The organism is Nocardiopsis flavescens, from assembly GCF_900141985.1.
GTDB classification, from domain to species: domain Bacteria; phylum Actinomycetota; class Actinomycetes; order Streptosporangiales; family Streptosporangiaceae; genus Nocardiopsis; species Nocardiopsis flavescens.
Genome location: NZ_FQZK01000003.1, coordinates 501,261 through 522,421, shown reverse-complemented (window position 1 = coordinate 522,421; position 21,161 = coordinate 501,261). Strand labels below are relative to the sequence as shown.

Annotated in this window: 23 protein-coding genes; 13 read left to right on the top strand and 10 right to left on the bottom strand. The window is 71.1% G+C overall.

What is annotated here, in order from left to right; genetic code table 11:
* A partial coding sequence (locus BUE45_RS08990; RefSeq protein ID WP_342746018.1) for an ATP-binding protein occupies positions 1-443 on the top strand: 443 nt, incomplete at its 5' end.
* 250 nt (positions 444-693) lie between these two features.
* Here the strand turns inward: BUE45_RS08990 and cyaB are convergent.
* Both cyaB and BUE45_RS08980 read right to left on the bottom strand, forming a co-directional pair.
* A complete protein-coding gene (gene cyaB / locus BUE45_RS08985; protein ID WP_073377532.1) occupies positions 694-1,314 on the bottom strand; it encodes a class IV adenylate cyclase in 621 nt (206 codons plus the stop codon).
* A 5-nt stretch (positions 1,315-1,319) separates the two neighbouring features.
* Positions 1,320-2,699: a hypothetical protein gene (locus BUE45_RS08980; protein WP_073377389.1), complete on the bottom strand. Its 1,380-nt coding sequence runs from the start codon at positions 2,697-2,699 to the stop codon at positions 1,320-1,322.
* Positions 2,700-2,870: 171 nt separating this feature from the next.
* Here BUE45_RS08980 and BUE45_RS08975 point away from each other — a divergent pair, with 171 nt between their 5' ends.
* The 3 genes from BUE45_RS08975 (at position 2,871) to BUE45_RS08965 (ending at position 6,607) form a co-directional block, all read left to right on the top strand.
* Entirely contained in the window at positions 2,871-4,337 is a 1,467-nt protein-coding gene (locus BUE45_RS08975; protein ID WP_073377530.1) for a peptide deformylase, read from the top strand.
* Between the two features lie 320 nt (positions 4,338-4,657).
* Positions 4,658-5,953 carry an AAA family ATPase gene (locus tag BUE45_RS08970; RefSeq protein WP_073377388.1) on the top strand — a complete coding sequence of 432 codons (1,296 nt, stop codon included), beginning with the start codon at positions 4,658-4,660 and terminating at the stop codon, positions 5,951-5,953.
* Positions 5,954-5,962: 9 nt separating this feature from the next.
* Positions 5,963-6,607 (top strand): RloB family protein, encoded by a 645-nt coding sequence (locus BUE45_RS08965; RefSeq protein WP_073377387.1) that lies wholly within the window; start codon positions 5,963-5,965, stop codon positions 6,605-6,607.
* Between the two features lie 189 nt (positions 6,608-6,796).
* On the opposite strand, the gene BUE45_RS08960 is transcribed toward BUE45_RS08965, so the two are convergent.
* Positions 6,797-6,970 carry a DUF397 domain-containing protein gene (locus tag BUE45_RS08960; protein WP_073377385.1) on the bottom strand — a complete coding sequence of 58 codons (174 nt, stop codon included), beginning with the start codon at positions 6,968-6,970 and terminating at the stop codon, positions 6,797-6,799.
* Complete coding sequence (locus BUE45_RS08955) at positions 6,970-7,797, bottom strand: helix-turn-helix domain-containing protein (protein WP_084737044.1); 828 nt, start codon at positions 7,795-7,797, stop codon at positions 6,970-6,972. The genes BUE45_RS08960 and BUE45_RS08955 overlap by 1 nt, the downstream gene beginning before the upstream one ends.
* Before the next feature lie 99 nt (positions 7,798-7,896).
* Here BUE45_RS08955 and BUE45_RS08950 point away from each other — a divergent pair, with 99 nt between their 5' ends.
* The 3 genes from BUE45_RS08950 (at position 7,897) to BUE45_RS08940 (ending at position 9,000) form a co-directional block, all read left to right on the top strand.
* Positions 7,897-8,208, top strand: a complete 312-nt coding sequence (locus BUE45_RS08950; protein ID WP_143173301.1) for a hypothetical protein — start codon at positions 7,897-7,899, stop codon at positions 8,206-8,208.
* 296 nt (positions 8,209-8,504) lie between these two features.
* A complete protein-coding gene (locus BUE45_RS08945; protein WP_073377378.1) occupies positions 8,505-8,732 on the top strand; it encodes a helix-turn-helix domain-containing protein in 228 nt (75 codons plus the stop codon).
* 22 nt (positions 8,733-8,754) lie between these two features.
* The gene (locus tag BUE45_RS08940) at positions 8,755-9,000 is read left to right on the top strand and encodes a helix-turn-helix domain-containing protein (protein ID WP_073377374.1); all 246 of its coding nucleotides are present in this window, start codon (positions 8,755-8,757) and stop codon (positions 8,998-9,000) included.
* A gap of 111 nt (positions 9,001-9,111) precedes the next feature.
* Here the strand turns inward: BUE45_RS08940 and BUE45_RS08935 are convergent, their stop codons facing one another.
* Together BUE45_RS08935 and BUE45_RS33775 are read right to left on the bottom strand one after the other, a co-directional pair.
* Complete coding sequence (locus BUE45_RS08935; RefSeq protein WP_073377370.1) at positions 9,112-9,462, bottom strand: hypothetical protein; 351 nt, start codon at positions 9,460-9,462, stop codon at positions 9,112-9,114.
* A 154-nt stretch (positions 9,463-9,616) separates the two neighbouring features.
* A complete protein-coding gene (locus tag BUE45_RS33775) occupies positions 9,617-10,597 on the bottom strand; it encodes a hypothetical protein (RefSeq protein ID WP_218619511.1) in 981 nt (326 codons plus the stop codon).
* Between the two features lie 367 nt (positions 10,598-10,964).
* On the opposite strand from BUE45_RS33775, the gene BUE45_RS08925 reads away from it, so the two are divergent.
* Positions 10,965-11,630 carry a DUF4097 family beta strand repeat-containing protein gene (locus BUE45_RS08925; RefSeq protein ID WP_073377363.1) on the top strand — a complete coding sequence of 222 codons (666 nt, stop codon included), beginning with the start codon at positions 10,965-10,967 and terminating at the stop codon, positions 11,628-11,630.
* Between the two features lie 48 nt (positions 11,631-11,678).
* On the opposite strand, the gene BUE45_RS08920 is transcribed toward BUE45_RS08925, so the two are convergent.
* Together BUE45_RS08920 and BUE45_RS08915 are read right to left on the bottom strand one after the other, a co-directional pair.
* Complete coding sequence (locus BUE45_RS08920; protein WP_073377360.1) at positions 11,679-12,692, bottom strand: DUF6924 domain-containing protein; 1,014 nt, start codon at positions 12,690-12,692, stop codon at positions 11,679-11,681.
* 154 nt (positions 12,693-12,846) lie between these two features.
* Positions 12,847-13,230, bottom strand: a complete 384-nt coding sequence (locus BUE45_RS08915; RefSeq protein ID WP_073377357.1) for a hypothetical protein — start codon at positions 13,228-13,230, stop codon at positions 12,847-12,849.
* A gap of 390 nt (positions 13,231-13,620) precedes the next feature.
* On the opposite strand from BUE45_RS08915, the gene BUE45_RS08910 reads away from it, so the two are divergent.
* Positions 13,621-14,097, top strand: coding sequence for a hypothetical protein (locus BUE45_RS08910; RefSeq protein WP_073377353.1), 477 nt, complete (start codon positions 13,621-13,623; stop codon positions 14,095-14,097).
* A gap of 4 nt (positions 14,098-14,101) precedes the next feature.
* Entirely contained in the window at positions 14,102-14,470 is a 369-nt protein-coding gene (locus BUE45_RS08905) for a winged helix-turn-helix domain-containing protein (protein ID WP_073377349.1), read from the top strand.
* 116 nt (positions 14,471-14,586) lie between these two features.
* On the opposite strand, the gene BUE45_RS08900 is transcribed toward BUE45_RS08905, so the two are convergent.
* Complete coding sequence (locus BUE45_RS08900) at positions 14,587-15,186, bottom strand: TetR/AcrR family transcriptional regulator (protein WP_073377345.1); 600 nt, start codon at positions 15,184-15,186, stop codon at positions 14,587-14,589.
* Between the two features lie 182 nt (positions 15,187-15,368).
* Between BUE45_RS08900 and BUE45_RS08895 the strand changes: the two genes are divergently transcribed.
* Positions 15,369-16,340 (top strand): alpha/beta hydrolase family protein, encoded by a 972-nt coding sequence (locus tag BUE45_RS08895; RefSeq protein WP_073377341.1) that lies wholly within the window; start codon positions 15,369-15,371, stop codon positions 16,338-16,340.
* Between the two features lie 169 nt (positions 16,341-16,509).
* Positions 16,510-17,190, top strand: a complete 681-nt coding sequence (locus BUE45_RS08890) for a TMEM175 family protein (RefSeq protein ID WP_178378484.1) — start codon at positions 16,510-16,512, stop codon at positions 17,188-17,190.
* A 42-nt stretch (positions 17,191-17,232) separates the two neighbouring features.
* On the opposite strand, the gene BUE45_RS08885 is transcribed toward BUE45_RS08890, so the two are convergent.
* Positions 17,233-18,315, bottom strand: coding sequence for a DUF6924 domain-containing protein (locus tag BUE45_RS08885; protein WP_073377336.1), 1,083 nt, complete (start codon positions 18,313-18,315; stop codon positions 17,233-17,235).
* A gap of 1,618 nt (positions 18,316-19,933) precedes the next feature.
* On the opposite strand from BUE45_RS08885, the gene BUE45_RS08880 reads away from it, so the two are divergent.
* Positions 19,934-21,148: an FAD-dependent monooxygenase gene (locus BUE45_RS08880; RefSeq protein WP_143173299.1), complete on the top strand. Its 1,215-nt coding sequence runs from the start codon at positions 19,934-19,936 to the stop codon at positions 21,146-21,148.
* Positions 21,149-21,161 lie beyond the last annotated feature (13 nt).

Genomic DNA, 21,161 nt, shown 5'->3' with positions numbered 1-21,161 from the left:
GGAGTGGGAGCATGAATCCGAACCGTCTGTGGACCCACCGCCTCTACCCCGGCGAGCTGCCCCGCCTGTCCGCCGTGCGCCGCGACCTGCGCACCGACCTGGACGGGCTCGACGACGAGACGGTCGACACCCTCGTGCTGTGCGGCAGCGAACTGTTCGCCAACTGCGTCAAGTACACCGCCTCCGGACACGACGGCGGCGTGGTGCGCACCCTCTGGCAGGCCGACGACCACACGCTGACCCTGGGCTTCACCGACGACGGCCTGGGCGGCACCGTCCCCGCCCTCCCCCGCACCCGCAGCACCACCCAATGGCAACAGGCCGAGGACCAGCGCGGACTCCTCATGATCGAAGAGTTGTCCACAGCCTGGGGATACTCACCCCTGTGCCCCTTCGGCGACATCGGCACCCACACCTGGGCCACCTTCACCCTCACCCACTGACCGCATCGCGGGCTCCCCGGCACACCGGGGAGCCCGCACACACCACACGAGGTCAGAGCACCGACGGCCACACGTCCCGCGCGCCCGTCGACCCGCAGGGGCCGTCCACAGGCCGGAGCAAAGGGCGGCGGGGGTGCGTGGGCGCGGGCTAGCGTGGAATTCGGGGGGACCATGGCCCCGGCACCGACGGCGTACGGCGCCCCCGCATCCATCCTCTCCCGCCCGCGTCCCCTCCCGCAGCCGCTCCCCCTCACCTGTGGACGGCCCCATCGGCTGGTGGCCCCTGCTCCGCGGCACCGCGGGAAACCGCCGCCGCCAGCACCAGGTCCCGGTACGGCAGGGTCACCACGGGGAGGGCCTCCAGCCCCAGAAGCCGCTCGACCTCCTCCAATCGGCGCACGACGTCCTCGCGTTCGTCGGACGAGACGAGCTCGGTCTCCACGAAAGAGCCCACACCCGCGACCGCGTCCACCACGACGGACAGGTCCGGCCGGCCTGGGGCCCGGTAGCAGGTGCGCGACTTCTCGACCCGCGCCAGCAGGACCATGCCCAGCGCCTCCAGCAGCCGGTGCGCGTGCGCGGCCTCACCTCCGTCGGCCAGCGCCACGTTCGTCTCCTGTTTGGCGACGACACCGCCCGCGCCGTGTGCGCCGCCGTCGGAGGCCGGTTTGTAGGTGACTTCGCACCGGCCCGCGCTTTCGCGCACCCGCAGGCATTCGACCGTCTCCAGGAAGTCCACGTCGGGGCGGCTGTAATAGGTGTCGACCTCCACCACCGGGCCGGTGGGGGCGAAACCCGCTTCCCGTAGGCGGTCTTCCAGCGGTTCCCACTCTCCTAGAGCACGCTTGCGCTCGATCTCGACCAGGTCCACCGGGATCATCCCCGTCCAGGGTTGAGGGCCGCGTACACGCGGGCGAGGTTGTGCTTGCCGACCGACTCTTGTACCCCGCCCAGTGCCTCGCCCAGGGTCCGGGAATCCGTCACCGGGATGTTGCGGAACAGCACCAGTTGTTTGGCGTCCGGCAGGGGGTTGGCGAGCCGTTTGGTGAGGTAGCGATTGTAGTAGTGGCGTTGCCTCACCACGATGTCCTCGGCTGAGGAGGGCAGGAGCACGGTCGGGCGGGAGGGATTCGCCCGGGCCGAGGTGACCGCGAATTCTGTGATCAGTTCATCTATGGTCAGATAAGCATAGGTTTCACGCCCCTCCCGGGCGCTCCACTCCTCCCACACGCGCTCACATACGGGATCTCCTTGCTCCGCGGCGGCGAGGAAGGCGTCCAGGGCCAGGTCGGTGCACAGGTCGAAGATGTCCCCGTCAACGGTGCGATGGTCGGCATAAGGCTCGCTCAGGGCTTCCAACATGTCCCGGCAGCTCCTGGGCAGCCACTCGGTACTGGAAAGGATGTAGTGCACGAGTTTGTGCCCGGTCCGCGCGTCCAACCACTCCGCGGACAGCTCCCCGTCCAGTATCGGGATGAAACCCAGAACTCCGGATCGCCAGACATGGTCGCGGAAAGTGATGTAGTGGCGTTGGATCTCGCGGAACAACCCGATGGGCGCACCGATCACGGCGCAGGTCTCCACGTCCAGGTCCGCGACCTCCACCAGCCGTGAGTCCTGGCGCGCCGTCACCTGGTCGCGGATGTGGTGGTAGGAGTGCTTTCCGTGGTTCAGGTAGCGCGGGGTGAACATGCGCAGGAACCTGAGCCAGGAGGGTGCGTCATAGGCGTGGGTGACACGTTCGTGCAGGCAGCGGTCCGCTACGGAGAACAGGTCCCGGTAAGCGAAGTACCCGTAGGGTTCGATCACCGAGCCGAGGATGCGGATGAGCGCATGCAGTCCGCCGTACCCTCCTCCGTAGGAATAGACCTCGTGCACCAGCGCTGAGGCGCTGACGACATCGGCCGGGCGTGACAGAAGGGACCCCAGGTCCTGGGCGAGGCCGTGGACGAGTTCGCAACTCCCGACCTCGTTGAACTCGTCCACGACCCGGGACAAGGCCTGCGACGTGACTCCCGGGACTTCGACCAGGGTCAGGTGCACCTGACCGTCCCCGTGCCGGGGTTCGCGCAGCCGAGAGGCCAGAAAGCCGACCGCGGCACCGCCGCCGGGGCCGATCTCCACCACGTGGGGGCGCCGCGTTTCCAGCCGTTCCAGTGCTTTCACGACAAGGAATCCCTTTTCCTCGCCGTGGGTGTTCGCTGCGATGTCCAGGTAGTGGGGAGCGGACTTGTGCTCGGTCGCGAACACGCTCAACGGCTTCCTCCTTGGTCGGGGGGTGCTCGACAACTCGCCCGGGGTGGACGCGAAGCGGGCGGCAACGGTACTTCGAGGAGAATCGAAGATGGTGGTGTGAGGCCAGAATGAGACCGGTTCAGTCACGCTTCACTCAGGTGATCACGATCCGTGTGCGCGATAATCAACGGCATGGCGACCCCTCACCCCGCTGATTTCCCGGCCGCTCTCGCCCACTGGCGCGAACAGCGCCGCCTGACGAAGAAGGCCCTCGCCGAGGCGATGGGCTTCGATCCCTCCTACATCAGCCACGTGGAGTCCGGGCGCTACCCCGCCAGCGAAGAGTTCGTGCGCCTGGCTGAGAGGAAGCTGTCCAGCGGCGGGGACCTTTGGCGGTCATGGCAGAAGGCACCCGCCGCGCAAGCTTCGTCCGCGGGGAGCGGTGAGCTGTTCGTGGATCTCGACCACGCTGAGCTGAGCTATCGCGAAGGTGTTTACACCGCGTCCATGCGTCGCCATGTGGTCAACGGCGGCCATGAACCGGTGACCCGCTACCTCGTGCGCATCAGCGTCGACCGGTTTCCGGGGCACCCGGATCTGTCCAACGAGCTCTACCGCGAACGTCCGCTCACCTGGGAGAGGCTGAACCTGACCGCTTCCTGTGACGGCGAGCCCATGGCATGGGTGCCCAAACACGATCGGGACTCCTTCAAAGAAGTCTGGCTGAGTTTCGAGAACGAGCATTCGATGTTCCCTCTCTACCCGGGGCAATCCGCTCGACTGGAGTACTCCTATGTCGTCGGGGCGGACCAGTGGGGTCAATGGTTCCAGCGAGCCATCCGGTTGCCGACCCGGGCTGTGAGCGTGGAGTTGCGTTTCCCGACCTCGCTGGAACCCGTTGTCTGGGGTACGGAGACCTCGACGACGGCTTCGGCGGTACCCCTGCGTTCTGCGGTGCAGAGCCGCCGGCAAGGCGGTGAAACATCGTTCGCCTGGCACACGAACGACCCTCCCATCGGAGCCCGCTACAGGCTGGAGTGGCGCTGGCGCAACGGCTCTGATCAGGACAGTGACACTCGACCTCCGCTCCGGACAGCCAGCGACCGTATGCGAGCGGCAGGAATCGTGCAGGAGGGCGAGGAAATACTGACGCGGACTGCGAGACTTTTTCGCCTTCCCACGGAGGCGAGTGATGCCGATGAGGTCATCGACCAACTGCACCGCGCGGTCCAGCGTGTGCGCGACCATCATCACTTCGGCAAGGGCATGGGGTTGGCGGCTCCACAGATCGGCATCGATCGGGCGGCCGCGCTGGTGTTCCCCCCAGATCCCGATTCCACGCCACTGGTCCTGCTCAACCCCGTGATCATCAGTGAGTCTTCGGAATCGGACTCCCAGTACGAGGGTTGCCTGAGTTTCTTCGACGTTCGCGGGGTTGTCCCGCGCGCGCGTCGCATCGAAGTGGAGCACACCCTCTTGGACGGGAGTACCGCTATCACCGTGTTCGCGGACGCCCTGGCCCGTCTCGTGGCACATGAAGTGGATCACCTGCACGGCATGGTCTACAAGGAGCGAATGACCGACGGGGTGAAGCCCATCCCTGTGGAGGAGTATCGGGGGTCCGGTAAATCCTGGAGTTACGAACGCGGCACGGCGTAGAACACAGCTGATGGATGTCTGTGCCGCGGCGGCAGCGTGCGGGCGCGGGCTAGCGTGGAATCGGGGGGACCATGGCCCCGGCACCGGCGGCGTACGGCGCCCCGCATCCATCCTCTCCTGCCCGCGTCCCCTCCCGCAGCCGCTCCCCCTCACCTGTGGACGGCTCACTCCCGCTCGGAGTGGGGGCAGCGTGCCCGGCCGCATTCGGATACCGACACCCCGCCCCCGCTCTCCACGCCCCCGGTGCAGCCCACCCCCTTAAGGTTGGAGAGGCGGTCACGGTCCGGCGCCCGGGCAGGATGTTGGTGGGAGAAGATGGAATGCTGCTGAGTTTTCGCGTGGAGAACCACAGATCCATCCGCGACGAGCAAGAACTCCTGCTCACTTCGGCAGCGCAGGGCGAGGAAGGTTTCCCTCCCCCCGGAGAGATCACCCCGCTCCGGGTCGCCGGGATCTTCGGCGCCAACGCCTCCGGAAAGTCCTCCGTCGTCGGTGCGCTGGAGTTCATGCGAAGAATGGTCACGGACCAGGACTCGATCACGCTCGACGCCGTCTTCGCCGGAGAGCACCCGGAAACCGAGATCATTCGCGATCCTTTTCTCCTGGACGGCGCCGGATCCTCCAAGCCCTCCACGTACGCGGTCGACATCCTCTTGGGCGGGGCCCGCTTCAACTACGGGTTCGTGGTCGACGACCACAGGGTCATGGAGGAGTGGCTCTATGCCCACGGCCCGGACGGGTCGGAGAGCCCCGTTTTCGAACGGGAGGGCGAGGCCATCTCCTATGCCAAGAACGATCCGGGGGCGCCGGAACTCACAGACCTGCTGGACATCAGTCCCCACAAGCTCCTCATCTCGGTGCTGGCCAACGTCAGGCCTGCCATGTTCCATTCGGACGCGGTTCAGGACCTGCGCACGGTGAGGGAGTGGTTCCTGTCCTCCTTGAAGACATGGGGGGGTGGAAAGGGCTACGAGATCCCCCGGAACGCCGTCGAGGACGAAGAACTCGTCGGGCGCCTGGCGGAGATGGCGGCCTCCGCCGACACGGGGATCAACGGCTACGTCGTCCAGATGATCCCGGAAGACCTTTCCAGCGGCGAAGTCGGCTATCTGACCCCCCGGCAGTTGCGCAACAGGAAGAAGATACTCTTCCGCCACAAAGGGGAGGACAACGGTCGGCCGCTCCGCCTCCAGCAGGAATCCGAAGGCACCCGGGCGGTCCTCGCGCTGGGATCGGAACTCATTCGCGTTCTGAAAGAGGGCTCGACACTGGTCGTCGACGAACTCGACACCAGCCTGCACAGCGTGCTCTCCGGCGCCCTCGTCTCCCTCTTCAACGACCCGCAGAACAACCCCAACCGCGCGCAGCTCGTCTTCACCAGCCACGACACCAACCTCCTCGGCCGTATCCGGGGGAGGGAGGTCCTGACAGAGGACGAGATCTGGCTGACCGAGAAGGGGCACGACGGGGCCACCACCCTCTACCCGCTGTCCTCCTTCGAGACCGCGGACGAAGAGAACCGGGACCGGCGCTACCTCGTCGGCCGCTACGGCGCGGTCCCCTTCATCGACGAAGAGCTGTTCATCAAGGCCCTACGGCCCCGCCCCCGAGAGTGAGACACCCCCATGGCCCGACGACGTAGCACGGGCAGGCGCCCGGGGCCGCGCCGTGAACACCCGGCGCTGCTCATTCTCTGCGAGGGGGAGACCGAGGAGGCCTACTTCGACGGGCTGCGCAGACACCTCCGTTCCACCCGGCCCTTGAGCGGGAGGGGACCCGAGCCCATGGTCGAGGTCGCCAAGCGGACCGAGGGCGCGCTCATCGTGCGTGAGGCCATGGAGCGTCGGACCGAGGGCTACAGCGAGATGTGGGCCGTGTTCGACACCGAGGGCGAGGACGTCGGCGCTCTGCGCAGGAAGGCGCGCGATACCCCGTGCAAGGGGACCGAAGCAGCGGTGGAAACCGCGGTGTCCCACCCGTGCTTCGAGGTGTGGCTGCTCCTGCACCACATGGATCGCGGACGGTTGACCGGCTGCCACACCGTGCGTGACACCGTGCGCCTTCTGGAGCAGACGGTTCCGGAGTGGGCCAAGGGCTCGAAGAACAGGGGGCGCAAGGGCACCGACTTCGCGGACTTCGCGCCGGGGGTGGAGCGGGCCCGCAGGCAGGGCGCGCGGACTCCCCGCGACCGCTATGACGACTACCCGTGGACCGATGTCCACCTGGTCTTGGACTCCCTGGAAAACCATCTGGCCCACAGGTCCGACTAGTCGGCGCGGGGGTGCGATCGTCGGTCCGGGGACGCGGGCCCGATCCCTTCACACGACCCCGGAAGCCGGTATCCGCGCTCTGCCGGGCGGGCGGAGGGCCTTCTACCCGTGGCACCAGCGGGCCCCGGGGAGAAGACGGATTTCCGGGTCGTCCCCGGGGCCTTTGCCGCAGGGCTTTTGCCGTGGTGCCTACGTGGTGAGGGTTGCGGCGAGGGCGGCGAGCCACTCGGTGCGGTTGAAGCTGAGGTGTCCGGCTTCGCGGTTCTGGGTGTCGCGCACGTCCGCGCCCGTCGTATGCTCCCGGACCTCGACACAGTTGCCGCCGTCGTTGCTGTACGAACTCTTGCGGAAGCCATCTGTCATCAAAGTGTTCCTTCCAACAACGCCACCGACTCACTCCGGGGAGACGCGAGTCCGATCAAGTCACGTACCAGGGACTCTACCGTCTCGGTGTCGCCCGGCTTCTCCAACAGCACGTTCCCCCGAACAAGGTCGGAAGTGGCGACCGTCCGCCCCTCGGGCAGGTAGTAGATCTGTGCGGACGATGACACCGCCAGAATCGGAGTCGTCTCCGGAATCAGGTATACGACCAGGCGACCACGCTCCAGGTGCTGCAACAGGTACCTGACCTGGTCTTCCCGCACATCCGGGGGCAGATGCCGCAATGGGTGAAGCGGAAAAACGGCTGTGACCAAAGGGTTATTCCTCCTGGTCAACGACTCGTAACGGGACACCCGGAGTTGAGCGAGACGTTCTATCTCCGAGTCATCCTTCCGGGGGTGGAACGCACGAAATACCGCTCGCGCATACTTCGGAGACTGGATCAGCCCTGGAACCAAATTCACCGACATGATGTCGATGGCCACAGCTCGGCCTTCGCGCATTCCGGGGGAACGCATCCAGGACGGAATCCCGTCACTGTTGGCCGCTTCCCACTCGGCGATCAGGCGCCCGTTGACCCCCAGGGCCTTGTCGAGCCTCTCCACATCAGCACGTACGGGGGAGGTCCTCGCGTTCTCCCAGCGGGACAGTGTCGACACTGCGAAGTTCGAAACCGCTGCGAACTTTCGCAGAGTGAACCCGGCGTTCTTACGCTCGGCGCGGAGTGCGAGCCCGAACGATGGCGGCGGGCCATCAGGTAGCGGGGAAGCAGACCCGGGGGCTTCGTTCTCCGGGGGAAGTTCTTCCATGTTCCCGACCGTACCGAGAACGATCCCCGTCCCGCTCTGTCTTTCGGAGATACGACTCACTTACTTGGGAACACAGCCGCGTCGGACCACCCTGAGCCTATGGACACCCAGGAACAGCAGCGGATACACCCTGAAACCAAATTTGCTCCCGACGCGGAGATCTCTCTGCTGGCCATGCTCTCCGCGTGCCGCCGCCGCGGGCTGCGGGCCGAGCGCGATCCCGGGGTCGACGACGGGGTCGTCGTCTCCCACACCTCCCACGAACCGCGGGTGGTCACCCTGCGCCTGATGTCGAACCGCTGGTACCGACCGGCCTCCGACCAGGGGGACCAATCCCTCAACGTGGGTGCCCGCGGAACCGAGGACATGATCGCCCGCCACCTTGTCACCGAACTCACGGGAGCGCCGTGAGCACCCCCGAAGAACTCACGGTCGCGGAGTTCCTGCGCCTCACGGCCCCCCGCCGCCGCCAGGTCCCGCGGCCCCGCACCGGCGAACGCCTCCCGCTGCCCCGCCGCAACGCGACCGCTCCCGTTTGCCCTCCGCACGACTGGAAATGGAGCGCCGACCGCAAGCGGCAGACCTGCCGCCGGTGCGGTGCGAGCGTGCGCCTTCCCTGACCCCGTGGCGTCCCGGCCCAGGTCCCGGATATCGCCGGGCGTTCCCGTGAAGTACAGCGACCACCACCCGCACGAATGGAAGGCCCCATGAGCACCCACGACCCCCGGCCCGCTCGGCCCGCCCTGCCCGAGCTGGTCACCCCCGCCGAGGTCGCCGCCCTGTTCGGAGTGGACGCCAAGACCGTCACCCGGTGGATCGCGCACGGCCGCCTCCCGGGCGTGCGCACCCCCAGCGGCCACCACCGCCTCCGGCGGACCGACATCGACCGCCTTCTGAAAGACGCCGGGTCCGCCTCCGCCCCTCCGTCCTCCTGAACTCCCGGAGCACCGCTCGCCCATGAAACCCGCAGAGAACACCGGTCCCCTGAGCAGCGGGGAGGTCGGCCGGATGCTGCGCGTGACCGCCGTGACCGTGGCCCGCTGGGCGGACGAGGGCAAGCTGGCCTCGTTCCGCACCCCGGGCGGACACCGCAGGTTCCACCGCACCGATATCGAAGCGCTCCTCCGCCCGGACACGGTCCGCCGTCCGGCCGGACCCGCGGTCCAGCGCCCGCATCCTCCCGGACGGGTCCTCCCGCCGTGACCGGCGGCCACCGGCCACCGCCTGATGCTCCGCCTGCACGGACCGGGGCTCACCGGTGGCCGTACCCGCCGCCGCCCGCCGCCCGCACCGGGAACACACGGGAGCACCGCGCTAGAACGCTCCGCGCGTCCGGTCGGCCAGGTCGTCCACCACCTGAGCGACCGCCTCCACCAGCGCCCTGCCCGCCGGGGTGCCGGTCACCGTCCACACCTCCCGGTCCTCCTCCTCGACACCGGTGACGCCGCCGACGCCCGCCAGGGCCTCCGCGATGCGGCGGCGCAGCTCGGATTCCAGCGGTTCGGTACGGACGAACTCCATGACATCGACGCCGACCCACCACCAGTGCCCGTCCCGGTGCCGGGAGGCCGACACGGCGCGCAGGTGCGGTTCCCGCGTCCTGCGCGACCACTCCTCGTCCATCGAGGCGTCGAGCGGCCGGATCTGCTCAACGTGATCACCCATGCGGCGAGGCTACCGCCCGGCCCCCCGCGTACATCCTGGACCGCGTCATGGGTGCAGTCGGCCGCCCGGCTCCTCAAGGGGCCGGAAACGGAGCGGGCCCGCACCTGGACAGGTGCGGGCCCGAGCGGGATGTCGAATCACAGGGCGGGGTCACTCAGCCGCGCGCCCCTTCGGACCGGCGGCGGCCCAGGAACATCGCACCGGCACCGGCCAGCGCGGTCAGCAGTCCGGCCGCGGCGGTAACGGCGACCGGGACGCCGGTCTTGGCGAGCTCGGGCTGCTGGGGCTCGGGCTGCTCGGGCTTCGGGTGTTCCGGCTTCGGGTGCTCGGGCTTCGGAGGCTCGGGGTGCTCGCACGGGTCCGGCTTCCCGGGCTTGCCCGGCTTGCCGTGATCCTCGCAGTCACCGGGCTTCCCGGGCTTCCCAGGCTTGCCGGGCTTGCCGGGCTTGCCGGGCTTGCCGGGCTCTCCAGGCTTTCCGGGCTTGCCCGGTTTGCCGGGCTCTCCGGGCTCTCCGGGCTTGCCGGGCTCTCCGGGCTCTCCGGGCTTCCCCGGTTCCCCGGGCTTGCCGGGCTTCCCAGGCTTGCCGGGCTCTCCAGGCTTTCCGGGCTTCCCCGGTTCCCCGGGTTTGCCGGGCTCTCCGGGCTTGCCGGGCTTCCCAGGCTTGCCGGGCTCTCCGGGCTTGCCGGGTTCCCCGGGCTTGCCGGGTTCCCCGGGCTTACCAGGCTCTCCGGGCTTACCAGGCTCTCCGGGCTTGCCGGGCTCTCCGGGCTTGCCGGGCTTGCCCGGCCCCTCCTCCCCGGGCTCCTCGGGCGGCGGGTACGCCCCGCGCAACTCCGTGAACTCGAGCACCTCGTCCACGTCGACCCCGGGCACGACGGGGAGCGACTGGTCGTTCATCGCCTCCTCGACCGCCCGGGCGATCTCCGGTGTCGTCTCGCCCGGCTGCGACTGGGCGACGGACTCGGCGTAATACCCGTGGTATCCCGTGTCCGTGTCGTGGGCGGAGGCGGGAGCCGCACTCCACAGGAACGGGCCGATGAGCACCGCACCGGTGAACGTGGTGGCGACGCGCATGAGGTTGCGAGCACTGACGGCCTGGAAGGCCTTCGGCGTCGACTTCGAGCATTCGTCCATACCCGGAATCGTCGGCAATTCGTAACTTGAAGTCACTCTTCGTCACTCTGAGTTGCAACAAGGAACGACAAAGCCTTTACAAGGCGACGTATCGCCCCGGCCGTCCGCCCGGGTGGAAGCACGCCTGTCCCCGGGGTCGCGGCAGTGCGCCCGCCGGCCGTCGGCGCCCGGGTTTCCCGTGGAGCGTTCAATTCCCATTCATTGCAACGAGCGGTGCGGCATCGTTGCGTTAGATTTCCAGGCTTTGCAACGATTATAGTGAATTTACCTGCTGGTAAAGAGAATTTGCGCGCCTGGAAGATTGCCTATTTTATGAACGCAACGTAGCGTTTCCATTATTAGAAACAACGAGGCCGAGGAGTCCACCGTGCAGCAGTTCCCCACCGCCGCCCCGATCACCGTCGTCCTGGACCTGCCCGCCGGGCACGTCCGCCTCATCGCGGCCGACCGCGCCGACACCACCGTCGAGGTCCGCCCCGCCGACCCCGCCAAGGGCCGTGACACCAGGGCGGCCGAGCGGGTCGGGGTCGCCCTCGACGACGGCGTCCTGCGCATCCAGGCGCCCGGGGCCGAAGGCCTCCTCTCGGGCCACCCCGGCTCGGTCGAGGCCACCGTCCGGCTGCCCTCGGGCTCCGCCGTGGACGCCAGGGCCGCCGCCGTCGAACTCCGCGGGGTCGGACGGCTCGGCGAGGTCTCCTTCGACAGCGCCCGGGGTCCCGTCAAGCTCGACGAGGCCGCCGGCGCCCGCCTCGCCCTGAAGGACGGCGACATCACCGTCGGCCGCCTCACCGGCCCCGCCGACATCAGCACCGCCAAGGGCGACATCCGGGTCGACCAGGCCTCGCGCGGCCTCCTGGAGCTGCGCACCGGGTCCGGCGACATCACCGTCACCGCCGCTCCCGGGGTGTCCGCCTCCCTGGACGCGGGCACCTCCTACGGCCGCATCGACAACGCCCTGCGCAACGACGGCACCGCCGGACTCGACATCCGCGCCACCACCTCCTACGGCGACATCACCGCCCGCGGCCTCTGACCCGAGCCCCCCGCCTCCCCGCACCCGCTCCGGGGCCGGCCGGGGCGGTCACCAGGGCAGGACGAGGTCCCGGGGCGGGACGTCCACGTAGTCGTCGAGGTCCATGTTGGCCAGGGCCAGGTTGACCACCATGATCCCGGCGATCACGGCGGGAACCCGGAAGGGGCACCCCGGTCCCTCCAGCAGCGAGATCCCGGCGAGGGAGCGATCGGGGCCGGACATGGCGGCGGCGTCCCCGATCAGGACCAGGTTCGCCGACAGGTCGGTCTCCTCCGGGCCGGACAGGACCGCCGCCATCAGCTGCTCCGGGGAGGCGCCCCCGAAGGCCGGGTCGTCCACGAAGTCGATGTTGTCCCCGAAGTCGTCGACGATGTCGCCGAACCCCTCCTCTCCCGGGTGGCGCACCAGCTCCACCAGGGCGGCCCAGGCCGCGTCGTCGGAGAAGTCCGTGCGTACGAGCAGGGCGTCGTTGCCCGGGGTGAGCGCGGGCAGCGGGCGGGCCGGGGCCTCGTACCGCGGGGCGGGGTCCATGGCCTCCAGGAAGCCGCCCGCCGGGTCGGGCAGGTCGTCCGCCCCGCCCCCGGGCGGGGCGGCGGCGTACTCCTCGAAGTCCTCGAAGACCAGGTCCGTGATCGTGCGGTGCAGGATCAGGTGCACCATGGCGGCCTGCCGGGGGGAGATCCAGAACCCGGTGCCGGCGGACGGCCGGAAGGCGAGCAGCGGGCGCGGGCCGGGTTCCGCTGCGGTCCGCTCCTGGGCCAGCAGGACCAGGTCCGGGACCCATGCCCGGTCCCCGGCCAGGGCCTCCCGCACCTCCTCCTCGCCTGCGCCGTGCCAGGCGGGGTCGTCCACGACGAGGAGGCGGCGCGGGGGCCCGTCGGCCGGCACCCCGGCCGGCACCCGGCCGTCGGGGTCCGGCACGACCAGGCCGGGGAGCGCGCCCATCCGTGCGAGCACGTCGGCCCAGGTGCGGTCGTCACAGCCGGTGCGGACCAGCAGGGTGCCGTGCACCCGCGGGCCGCCGTCCGCGGCGGAGGGCAGGGGGAGGGAGGGACGGGACATCAGGGGGCCTCACCGAAAGTGATCGAGGGAGAAGGGGGCGCCACCTTTCTACCCTTTTGCCACGACAGGCGGACGGGCTCCGCGGCGGTCCGGCGGCTGCGCGGCGAGCCGGGCGGTGCCGGGGCCGGCATCGGGGCCGTTGCGGCGGTCCCGGTCAGTCCCTGCGGGGCGACAGCCACGCAGAGGTCCCCGGGGAGAACGCCAGGGCGACCATGACCGCGGCCGAGAGCAGGAAGATGCCCCCCAGCGGGTGGAGCGTCGCCAGCAGTTCCGGGAACAGGAGGACCCCCAGCAGGACCTCCGCGGCCACGATGAGGACGCGCCCGTCCCGGTGGCGGCGCAGGACGCGCACCAGCCCCGTGGCCAGCAGGACGATGACGGCCAGCGGTACCCCGGCGGACGTCCAGTGGGCGGCCGTCACCTCCCTGCCGTGGTCCGCGACCATCAGGATCAGCAGGCACGCCAGCGCGAGGCCGAGGGCGCAGGCCAGGATGTGCAGCACGATCAGGGCGGTCGCGGCCATGAGGGACTTGGGCACGGGGGTCCTTCGCGGGTTCGGGGGAGCGCCACGCCCTGGACGGGGCGGCGGGGTCCCTGTGTTCTACCCGCCCGCGCCGGGCGTACGACCGCTGCGCCCCGCGGCGGGGCCCGCCGGGAGGGTCGGGCCCGGAGGTGGCGCTCCGTGCCAGGTCACGGGTGTCGGGAGAGGCCCGGGCACCCGAGGTCGGGGGCCGCGCGCGGTGGCGCGGCGCCGCCTCCTCTCCGTGTCCGACTTCGACCCCATCGTGATTTTCCTTGGAGCATGTACTTGCCTAGAGGGAAAGTGCTGGTGTACTTTCCTTGTAGGCAAGGACGTGAAACCGCGGCAAGCACCGGAGACCGAGCGGAGCCCGCCGTACCGAAGGAACGACACGAAGGAGTTTTCGAGATGGGATCGCAGCCGACCCCCGAAGAAGCGGCCAACGCCCTCCAGGACATCAGCGACCGCCGCGAGCAGGCGACGGCCCCCGACGCGCACCCCACGTGGACGATCTGGGCCTTCGCACTGGCGGTCCTCGCGATCGGCGTCACCTCGGACCTGCTGCCCGAACTGCGCACGCCCCTGCTCTACGCGCTCGTCGCGGCGGCGCTGCTGTTCACCTTCCTGCCCCGCTGGAAGCGCTCCGGGGCCGCGCTGGGCTACCAGCGCTCGCCCGTCGCCCGGCCGGCGGGGACGCCGGCCCGCGCCAGGGTGCTGCGCATGCTCACGATGCTCGGGCTGATCATCGTGGTCGCGGTGGGTGCGACGGTCATGCGCAACTTCGACGTGCCCTACCCGATGACCATCGGCAGCGCCGTGATCGTCGCGACGATGCCGCTCTGGCGCCGGCTGCTCGACAGCGCCTCGCGCGCACCGAAGGCGTAGCGCCGTGGGAGACCCGGGCGAGCTGGACCAGGCCCTGCTGAACCCGACGCGGCTGTCGATCGTCTCGCTGCTGGCGGCCACGCGGTGGGCGGAGTTCGGCTACGTGCGCGACTCGGTCGGACTGACCGACTCGGCACTGTCGAAGCAGGTGAGCGCGCTGGACAAGCTGGGCTACGTGGAGTCGGACAAGGGCTACATCGGCAAGCGCCCGCGCACCTGGCTCAACCTCACCTCCGCCGGGCGGGAGGCGCTGACCGGACACATCCGGGCGCTCCAGCTGATCGCCTCCGCGGCGGGCGAGCGGGGGGCGGGCTACCACGCGCAGGACGCAGAGCACCGGCCGGGCCGCCGGGCGGGCGCCGAGGAGCGGTGAGAAGGGCGGGGCCGGGTTCCGGCCCCCGGAGGGCACGGGCCCCCGCGCGACGGAGAGTCGCGCGGGGGCCCTCCCGTGTGTCCGGGGCGGCGCCGGGCGGGTCGGGGGGCGGGGTGTCAGCCGGTCCCGGGGCTCCGCAGGCCCTGGAGCAGCAGGGCGATCAGCCGCCGGGGGTCGTAGCGGGGATCGCCGTCGTCTCCGGCGCACAGGTTGCCGATGCCCCGCAGCAGTTCGTAGGGCCGGGTGCCCGGCCTGGTCTCCCCGGCCGCGGCGGCGGCGTCGAGCAGCAGTTCGGCCACGGGCAGCAGGCGGTCCAGGAAGTGGGCGTGCAGGGGCGCGAAACGGCTGGTGTCCGACTGGAGCGCCTGGGCGAGGCCGTGCTTGGTGACCAGGAGGTCCACGAAGAGGTCGACCCACGCGCGCAGCGCGGCGAACGGTGAGTCGGCGGCGGCCAGCAGGTCCGGCCCCGCCTGGGCGCACTCCTCGATCTGGTGGCGGAAGACGGCCGCGACCAGGTCCGCGCGGGTCGGGAAGTGCCGGTAGACCGTTCCCATGCCCACGCCCGCCTCCGCGGCGATCCGCCGGATCGGCGCGTCCACGCCCGCCTCGGCGAACACCCCGGCTGCGGCGGCGAGCAGTTTCTCCTGGTTGCGCTGGGCGTCGGCCCGCTTGCGCCGGTCGACGGCGGGCGCCTCCGGTCGGCCTGGGGTGGGCACCAGGGACCCCTTTCTCGCGGGACGGGACGGGACCGGCCATGATACTCCGCTTGCCAATCGGAACAGTGCTCCGTATCGTAAGCGGAGCAATGTTCCGATTGTGTGCGTGCGGCGCGATCGGCCACTCCTCGGCCCCGGCCGGCCCGCGCGCCGGCCGGGGGAACAGAAGGGAACGGCACACCATGTCCGAACCGACCACCCCGCCCGGAGTTCCGGACCGGAGCGCCCCGGTCCTGTCCTACGCCCCCGTGGTGCTGCCCGTCCCCGGACGCCCGGTGGACCTCACGCTGCGGGTCACCGCGCCCGAGACCGGCTCCGGGCTGCCGGTCGTCCTGCTGTCCCACGGCCACGGCGGCGCGCGCGGCCTCTCCTCGGAGGACGGCTACGCGCCGATCGCCTCCCACTGGGCGGCGGCCGGTTTCGCCGTGGTCCAGCCCACCCACCTCAGCTCGCGGCGGCTCGACCGCCTGTGGGGGACCGCCCCCGGCGCCCCGCTGTTCTGGCGCTCCCGCGCACGGGACATGACCCGCGTCCTCGACCGCCTCGACGAGGTCGAGAACGCCGTGCCGCTGCTCGCCGGACGCCTCGACCACGGGCGCGTCGCGGTGGCGGGGCACTCGATGGGCGGCTTCACCGCCGAACTCCTGCTGGGCGCGGAGGTCACCGACCCCGACACGGGGGAGCGGGTGAACCTGCGCGACCCCCGGATCACGGAAGGGGTGGTGCTGGCCGCGCCCGGCCGGGGCGGGGACGCCCTCAACGGGCCGATGGCCGACCAGGTGCCGTTCCTGCGCGACATCGACTTCTCCACGATGACCGCGTCCGCACTGGTCGTCGCCGGTGACGCGGACGACTCCCGGCACTTCACGGACGCGGGCCCCGCCTGGCACCGGGACCCGTACGACCTGGCCCCCGGGCCCAAGGCGCTGCTCACGGTCTTCGGCGCCGGCCACCTGCTCGGCGGGATCCAGGGCTACGACGCGGCCGAGAGCCACATGCTCGACGACGAGAACCCGGCGCACGTCGCCGCGGTCGCCCGGCTCACGGCCGCCTACCTGCACGGCCGGTTCGGCTCCGGGGACGACGCCTGGCGGCGGGCGAGGGAGGAGCTGACGACGGGACCGGACGCGGTCGGGAGCGTGGAGTCCAAGTAGGGGGGAGAGGGCGGGGCCGGTGGGAAACGGCCGGGGCCGGCGCATGCCGTTGCGGGTGCGCATGGCGTTGCCAGGGTACGCGGGCGGTGCGTGCTTATGCTGGCGGCGCCGGCTCCGGGGCGCGCGGCGGACCGGTGGCGCGGCCGGGTCGGCGCCGAGGGGGCGGACTGTGCACGGGAACGACGACGGGACGCGGCTCGCCGCGCTGGAGCGGGTGTTCCCCGCCGAACGCGCCAAGGCCTTCGTGGACGCCGTGGTGGCCATCGCGCTCACCCTGCTGATCCTGCCGCTCATGGAGTCCGCCTCCGAGCAGGGGGAGGGCGGGGCCGGGGCGTGGTTCTCCGAGCACTCGGGACAGATCCTGGCCTTCCTCATCAGCTTCGTGATGATCGGCTTCTTCTGGATCGGGCACCACCGCGTGTTCGCCCGGGTCGTGGCGGTCTCCAACGGGCTGCTGTGGCTGAGCCTGGCATGGCTCCTCACCCTGGTCTGGATGCCCGTCGCGACCGCGCTGACCGGCCATTCCGGGACGGGCGACCGCTCGTTCGTGCTGGTCTACATCGCCGGCATGGCGGCGACCGGTTTGATGTGGCTGCTCGTCCGCGTCCACCTCGCCCGCCACCCCGCCCTGCACACCATCGGCGCGGCGCGGGTCCGCGAGGGGGTGGCCGTCGCCCTGGCCAACCTCCTGCTCTTCGGGGCCGCCGCCTGCCTGGCCGCGTTCGTGCCCGGGATCGGCTACTACGCGCTGCTCGTCATGTGGCTCTCCGGGCCCGCGCGCAGACTCGTCGACCCGTGGCTGGGCAGGTGGCACCCCGCCGCCGGGACGGGGGCCGCGGCGGACGGGTGAACGGGTGCGCCGCCCCCGGTCCGGGCCGGGGGCGGCGCGGACTCAGCCGCGCATGGCGCGGCGCCACCAGTCCTCCAGCAGGGAGTCCGCCAACTCCCTGCCCATGTAGTCCTCCAGGTCCTGGTTGGCGATCGCCAGGTTGACGGAGAGGTTGCCGGCCTGGCCCGAGGCCAGGCGGAAGGTCAGGCCGAAGTGGTCGTCCAGCGGCACCGCGAGCAGGTCGCCCCGCGGCTCGGCCAGGGCCTCCCGGTCCGCGATCAGCAGGACGCCCGAGGCCATCTCGTCCGAGTCCCCGTCCGCGTGGACCAGCGCCATCAGCTGCTGCGGGGTGGCCCCCTCGAAGACCGGGTCGTCCACGATCTGGAAGAAGTCCACGAAGTCCTCTTCCTCCTCCCCGGCCGAGTTGAGCACGTTGCCCGGGTGGTGGATGTGCGCGACCAGGGCCGCCCAGGCCGCGTCGTCGCCGAAGTCCGTGCGCACGAGCAGCCCCCAGCCCTCCTGCGGGATCGGGGGCAGCGGCCGGGCCGGGCTCTTGTAGCGCGGCGCGGGGTCCGGGGCCTCCAGGTAGAAGCCCGCCGGGTGGGGGAGGTCCTCGTCCGTCATCTCCTCGCCGTCCTCGTCGTCCCAGGGGTCGGCCGGTGAGCGCTCCTCGAAGTCCTGGACGGCCAGGTCCAGGCTCAGCAGGTGCAGGACCAGGTAGAAGGCGGCGGTCTGGCGGGGGGCGATCCGGAACGCCGCACCGTGGTCCCCGGTGTCGAAGGCGAGCAGCGGCCGCAGCACCGGGTCGGCCGCGGTCCCGTCGGTGACCAGCACGACCACGTCCGGAATCCACGACCCGTCCGCCCCGGCCCGTACCGCCTCGCGCACCTCCTGCTCGGAGGCGCCGTGCCAGCGGGGGTCGTCCACCGCGAGGAGGAGCCGGCGGATCGGCCCCTCCTGCGGGAGCGCGGGGCGGTCGCCGTCCGGGGCCGGGGTGCGCAGACCGGGCGGGTCGCCCAGGCGGTGGAGCACGTCCTTCCAGGTCGCGTCGTCGCCGCCGGTGCGCAGGAGGAGGATGCCGGACACCTCGGGGGCGTCGTCGGCCTCGGGAGGCAGCGGGGGCAGGGGCAGGGAGGGGCGGGCCATGGGAGGGCCTCTCAGGGAGGAGAAGGGCAGGGGGTGCCGGGGCGTTCCCTTGGTACCAGCGGATCACGACGCTTCGGTGCGGGAGGGTGTCCCGGGGTTTGTGCCGTAGTGGTTTTCGACCTGACCGGGGTGCTTGGCCGCAGCCGGTCGGCGGACCGGGGCCTGTGCCACATGGTTTTCCACCCGACCGGGGCGCCCGGCCACAGCTGTTGAGGTGACCGGGGTTTGTGCCGTAGTGGTTTTTGGCCTGATCGGGGCGCCCGGCCGCAGCCGGTCGGCGGACCGGGGCCTGTGCCACATGGTTTTCCACCCGACCGGGGCGCCCGGCCACAGCCGGTCAGCGGACCGCGACCTCCGCTCCAGGGGGTGAGAGCTCGACCGGAGTTCTCCAGAAGCTCAGCCATGTGGAAACGGCGGCCAGCGGAGCGTGGACCTGGCCCCGGCGCAGTCGGCGGGCGGCAGACCTCCCGTGCTGCGCGTTGGGCACACGTCCGTGGTGGTGGGGGTGTGTTCCGGGGCTGGGTCGAGCGAGGCGATCCCAGCTCAGCCGCCCGGATCGGGAGGAATGCCCCCTGAAAACGGTGGTGGGCGCGACAAGCGGCCCGTACGTAGAGCACACCCATGCCCTCCCAACGCCATAGGGGGTGAAACGTGCACTGTCTTGGGGCCCCAGGCACAGCCGGTCAGCATGAATCGCCACCCCGACCCCAGCGGGTTTCGGGAGGGCGTACCTCCCTCCCCAGACACACGGGAGTGAAGGCCGCACGGACCTGCCCCGCCCAGCCCCTGGGGGGTGTCCACCCGCCCGGAGCCCCCGACCCCAGCCGGAGGGTGTCGCGCTGCCTCAGGTCGCGCGGGGTAAGGCCGCGGGGCCCTGCTCGCCCGGCCGCGCGGGGGTGGGGGCGGCACGCACGCGCGGCCTCGGTGCGTCGTGGTGCGGGAGGGCGCTCTGGTGCTGGTTACTGCGTCTGTGGTTGGTGTTCCAAGCGAGGTCGTGAGTAACCGCGGCTGTGCAGGCGGACCCTTCCTCCGTTCTCAGAGGGCTGGGCGGGGCAGGCCTCGCCCGGACCCGCCCCCGGAAAGCACACCCCCACCGCCCGGGACGTGCGACCCACGCTCTCGCCTGTCCGTCTGCCGCCCGTCGTGTCGTGGGGGCGGATCCGGCTCCGCCGGTCTGTGCCTTTCCAAGCGGTGACCGTCTTGGAAGCCAAAGGTTCTGGTCGGGCGCGACCACAGACCGCCGTTCCCAGCGGGTGACCGTCCTGGAAACCTCCACGTCCGTCTCACCCCCTGGAGCGCAGCACGCGGGAGCGTGTCCCGACACCCCCTGCGGCGGGCCGAGAAGGTACCCGCGGCCCTACCCCGCGCGACCTTGCGTGGGAGCGATGCCCTCCGGCTGTGGCTGGGCGCTCCAGGCGGGCGGGCAACCCCCGGTGGTGGCGGTGTCCGGTGTGCCGGTGTTCCTGCTGTGGCGCCCGTGTTCCGCGAACCCCTAGGGGCGCACCCCCGGACATCCCGGATTTCGGTCGTGAGCGGGTGAAAACGGGTCACAGGCGACCCGAAAAAATGTACGTTCGTTCAATAAGCCCACGGCGGTTCACGACACCAGGAGGCCCCCGTGCCCAGCCGGAAACCGACCATCCTCGTCTCGGGCGGCGGCATCGCCGGTTCCGCCTTCGCCCACTGGGCCGTCCGGCACGGGTTCACGCCCACGGTCGTGGAGCGCTTCCCCGACGTGCGCTCCGAGGGCTTTCGCATCGAGATCAGCGCCGGGGGCCGGCGCGTCCTGGAGCACATGGGGGCCGTCGACCTCCTCGACGGGGAGACCGGACCCCCGCCGGAGCTGGAGTTCCGCTTCGGGGAGTCCGCGGCGCCCGTGCGGCCCCCCGGAGTGTCGGTCGGCGACGAGACGGTGGTCGGCCGCACCGCGCTGGTCCGCGCCCTGCACACGCTGCGCGGCCCCGGCACCGAGTACGTGTTCGGGGATTCCGTCACCGGCCTGGAGGAGACGCCGGACGGGGTGGACGTGGAGTTCGAGAACGGCCCCGCGCGCCGGTTCGACCTGGTCGTCGGCGCGGACGGGCTGCACTCCAACGTCCGGCGGCTGGTGTTCGGCGGGACCACCGCCGACCACGCCCGCTACCTGGGCACCAACCTCGCGATCTTCTCCGTCCCCGACCTCACCGGGCAGCGCGACCTCTCCAGCGCCCTGGTGAAGCCCGGTCGGGGGGCCGTCCTCACCACCATGCCCGCCCGGGACGACCTGGAGGCCGTCCTGCTCCACCGCTCCGCCGCCGCCCCGCGTTCTCTGACCCAGGACGGGATCAAGGCGGAGATGGCGCGGGTCTTCGCCGACGACGGGTGGGAGGTACCGCGCATCCTGGAGGCGATGCGCGACGCCCACGTCCACTTCGCCCCCTCCCAGCAGGTCAGGATGGACGTGTGGAGCCGCGGCCGGGTGGTGCTGCTCGGCGACGCCGCGTTCTGCCCCGACCCCATGTCCGGCATGGGCGCCGTGCTCGCCCTCAAGGGCGCGATGGCGCTCGCGGGCGAGCTGGCCCGCGCCGGGGGCGACCACCGGGCCGGGTTCTTCGCCTACGAGGCGGCGATGCGCCCGCACGTGGAGCACGCCCAGTCCCTGGGCGGGCTCGCCGTCAGCGGGGTCGCCCCGCGCGGCGGCGCGCTGGGCTTCCAGGCCATGCGCGCCGGCGTGCGGCTCCTGTCCCTGGTCTCCCGGCTGGTGTCGTACGCGCCCCGCGACGACGAGCCCGGGTTCCCGCTCGCCCGCCAGCTGCCCGCGGCGGACCGCGACGGGGGCCTCGAAGCCGCCTGACGGCGTGCGAGCA